The sequence below is a fragment of the Klebsiella sp. WP3-W18-ESBL-02 genome (assembly GCF_014168815.1).
Classification (GTDB): Bacteria; Pseudomonadota; Gammaproteobacteria; order Enterobacterales; family Enterobacteriaceae; genus Kluyvera; species Kluyvera ascorbata_B.
Genome location: NZ_AP021981.1, coordinates 1 through 3,139, shown reverse-complemented (window position 1 = coordinate 3,139; position 3,139 = coordinate 1). Strand labels below are relative to the sequence as shown.

3 protein-coding genes are annotated in these 3,139 nt (G+C 45.8%); 2 read left to right on the top strand and 1 reads right to left on the bottom strand.

Annotation, left to right across the window (positions count from 1 at the left end; all coding sequences use genetic code 11):
- Positions 1-307: 307 nt before the first annotated feature.
- On the bottom strand, positions 308-859 hold the full coding sequence (locus tag H7R56_RS27535; RefSeq protein ID WP_182928889.1) for a replication/maintenance protein RepL: 552 nt from the start codon (positions 857-859) through the stop codon (positions 308-310).
- A gap of 1,023 nt (positions 860-1,882) precedes the next feature.
- Here H7R56_RS27535 and mobV point away from each other — a divergent pair.
- On the top strand, positions 1,883-2,851 hold the full coding sequence (gene mobV, locus H7R56_RS27530) for a MobV family relaxase (protein WP_182928890.1): 969 nt from the start codon (positions 1,883-1,885) through the stop codon (positions 2,849-2,851).
- Positions 2,848-3,039, top strand: a complete 192-nt coding sequence (locus H7R56_RS27525; RefSeq protein ID WP_023063538.1) for an antitoxin VbhA family protein — start codon at positions 2,848-2,850, stop codon at positions 3,037-3,039. The genes mobV and H7R56_RS27525 overlap by 4 nt, the downstream gene beginning before the upstream one ends.
- Positions 3,040-3,139 lie beyond the last annotated feature (100 nt).

Genomic DNA, 3,139 nt, shown 5'->3' with positions numbered 1-3,139 from the left:
TATAAAGTTTCTGTTACTTTTTATTTATATTTTTAAGTAAGAAGAACGGCGAGTAATGTCGTCAATATAAATAATAAAATATGAGGCTACGCATGAATAAAAAAGAAAAAGTAGCCAAGCGTATGAGAATAATAAAAATAACGATTGTTATTATTTCTATGTATCCTTGGTCTGTTTGTTGGTGAAAGTAAAAAGCAGCTTTTAGCTGCTTTTTTATTTTGGATGCATCCGTTTTCCATTAGTTACACAGGGTAGGCATGCTGCGGATGCTTGATAGGTAGTCCTTGGTTGAGTTCTGTGAGTCTTATCAAGACGAAATCTCTTTTATTTCTGGGGACTCTGCTTTTTTTCTTTCAATGACAGTTGTGAAAGCAACTCTATCGCCATTAAATACAAAGTTTGGGTTAATAAAATAGCGACCTTTCCGAAGTGTTTTTGCAACAATCTGGGCTTTTTCTAATTCGTTTATCCCCCGTTTAAAAGTAGGGTGGCTTAGTCGCAGTGGGGGTTCTGAGTCCTTATGTAATTCATAAAACTCATCTAAGGCATATGAATCTAAATCGACCTCATCTTTTGAGAGAGCTTTGTTTTGAACAACCCATAATAAAACCCCGAATGCTTTTATACCTGCTGATGACAACTGGAAAGTTAAAGCAATATTGGCTGTGAAAAGCTTTACGAACTGCTCTGAATCAACCTTTCGATATGTAGTTACGTGCGTTCCGTGTACCTCACCTGTCGATTGGTTAACCAAGATATTGTTGTCTTTTCCCAGCTTAGAGATCTGCACTTTCTGTCCCTTTACTGGAACAATCATATCATCCAAAAATGGGTTAGTTTTGTATCTTACTAAGCTCATTATCTACCCCTAAATTGATACCATCAATTCGATTTTAGATAGCCGTAAGCTCAAAATCAACAACTATTTTGAGCTTACAAAGTACGTAGATTGAGCCTTGAAGGTACTGATTTTGAAAATACGATCCTTGCTACATGCGGGTTTGCGAGTAGTCCCTTCTTAGTTCTTATCTATCGCTAAGAACTAAGAAGAAAAAACAGAGGTCCTGAGCGAAAGTGCCTGAGGTAGTTTCCGTGATATTCCGCTTCCTCAATCGGACAGACTCGCGGCGTTGCCGCTCCCTAATCCGATCTTGCGGCGAGCGGTCCTTGCTCTCTCAAAACCAATTCCATTAGCTGGATCGTCAATGATTAAATCGCGGGGTCCCGCCGCAAGCGGTGGGTTCCGATTTAACCATTGATGACTCACCGTAAAACAAATGCTTATCAGGGGTGGATGGTTTCACGCAGTGAGGCCATCCACCTGCCAGACGCTTTTTCTGCCAAACCCCAAGAAGATTTTTTATCGGACACCAGGTAAAAAACGACTTTGCCCTTGACCTCGATGTTGTCGTGATCCCTGACAACCCACACGAATACAAAAAGTTCGCCATACCTCAAAGTCGTGATGCGACCCTGTTCGGGCGTCTGCAGGAAGGTTTGTTTTGTATGGCCTGCGATACAACGGCTACCGTTTCGGGCCAAAGCACAGACCGATTATCTTCTTGTCATAGCCGGATGTTGTGAAGCGACGGCCGGTACAAAAACCAATACGGAGAAAGACTAAATGAGATACACACATGTTTTGGAAATTGTCTGGCAATTGTTCAATTTCAGCATCGAGCTGCTGAGATTTATCAACGACACTTTACCGCTGTTGTTCCCTGGCGGTTGATGTTGTTTTTCCTGTCTGGCGTGAGCCAGACCGAACGATTTTGCGAAGCAAAGTCTAGTGAGTACACTATCAATAGATAGTGGCCCGCCGGAGGCATCGCAATGCGATCCCCCGTCTGGCCGGATGGACGCCGGAACGAGGGGGGGAAGCATGGCGAACTACGCGATAATGCGCTGTAAAAAGCTGACGGGAATGGGCAGTGTGGCCAGCGCTTTGCAGCACTGCTACAGGGAGCGTGAGACGCCGAATGCTAACGCTGAACGGACACCAGAAAACTACTGCTCTGTATCCGAATCAACGGATCAGGCAATGGGGCGTGTCCGGGAGCTGCTGCCTGAAAAACGCCGTAAAGATGCTGTACTGGCCGTTGAATACGTTATGACTGCAAGCCCTGAGTGGTGGAAAGAAGCGACACCGCGGCAACAGGCGGAGTTTTTTGCCCGCTCTGAGCAATGGCTGGAGAAGAAATACGGGAAGGATCGTGTTGTGGCGGCGGTGGTTCACCGGGACGAGGCCACCCCGCACTTGTCAGCGTTCGTGGTGCCATTGACGCAGGATGGACGGCTGTCCGCGAAAGAGTTTATTGGCGGGCGGTCAAAGATGCGTGAAGATCAGAGCACCTACGCTGAATCAGTAAAAAAACTGGGTCTTGAGCGCGGCATCGAGGGAAGCCGTGCCACGCATCAGACAGTTCAGCACTACTACGAATCGATAAACCGTGGCACCCGTAGCCAGGTATCGATCTCGCCGGAGGCGCTGGAGCCGCGTGTATTGCGGAAGGGCATTTTCACCAAAGACGTGGAAGATCAGGCAGCCATAGCCAAACGTCTAAGCCACGCAGTGAACGATGGCTTTGCAGGAACCATCGCTATGGCCTCTCAGAGCGCTCAGAATGCAAAAAGAGCGCGGGAGCTACAGAAGACTATGGATTCGCAGCAAAAACGCCTACAGAGCGTTACAGAGCCTTTTAAGGGACTTTCCCGGGAGCAGATGACCCATATTCTGACGATGGCGCAGACGTTCCAGCAACAGAATCACGATCGTGAAAAACAGCGCCAGCTTGAACGGGAGCAGGAACGCCAGCAACGTCAGAAAACTGACAGAGGTATTAGCCGATGAGCGAAAAACAGCGACGTGAAGGTTTTCGCAAAGCGGAAGCCTCATTAAGGCTCGAAGGGCTGGATCCCAGCGGAACGCCTCACTATGAGTTAGTTAAAGCGCGCATTATTTCGGGTGAAATCAGCTATGAACAGGGACGAAAGGAGATTTTTGATTATTACGTTCAGAAAGCTCGCTCCAAAGAATAAGAACTCATATTAAGACACAATATTTATATTTATTTAAAAGCGTGAAAATATATTTTCCATTTTATATAAAATATATTTGCTTTTTATGTTTATTATAATA

Bases quoted from the DNA above. Each gene is read 5' to 3' on its own strand.
- H7R56_RS27535 (WP_182928889.1), bottom strand. From the start codon at position 859: ATGAGCTTAGTAAGATACAAAACTAACCCATTTTTGGATGATATGATT.
- mobV (WP_182928890.1), top strand. From the start codon at position 1,883: ATGGCGAACTACGCGATAATGCGCTGTAAAAAGCTGACGGGAATGGGC.
- H7R56_RS27525 (WP_023063538.1), top strand. From the start codon at position 2,848: ATGAGCGAAAAACAGCGACGTGAAGGTTTTCGCAAAGCGGAAGCCTCA.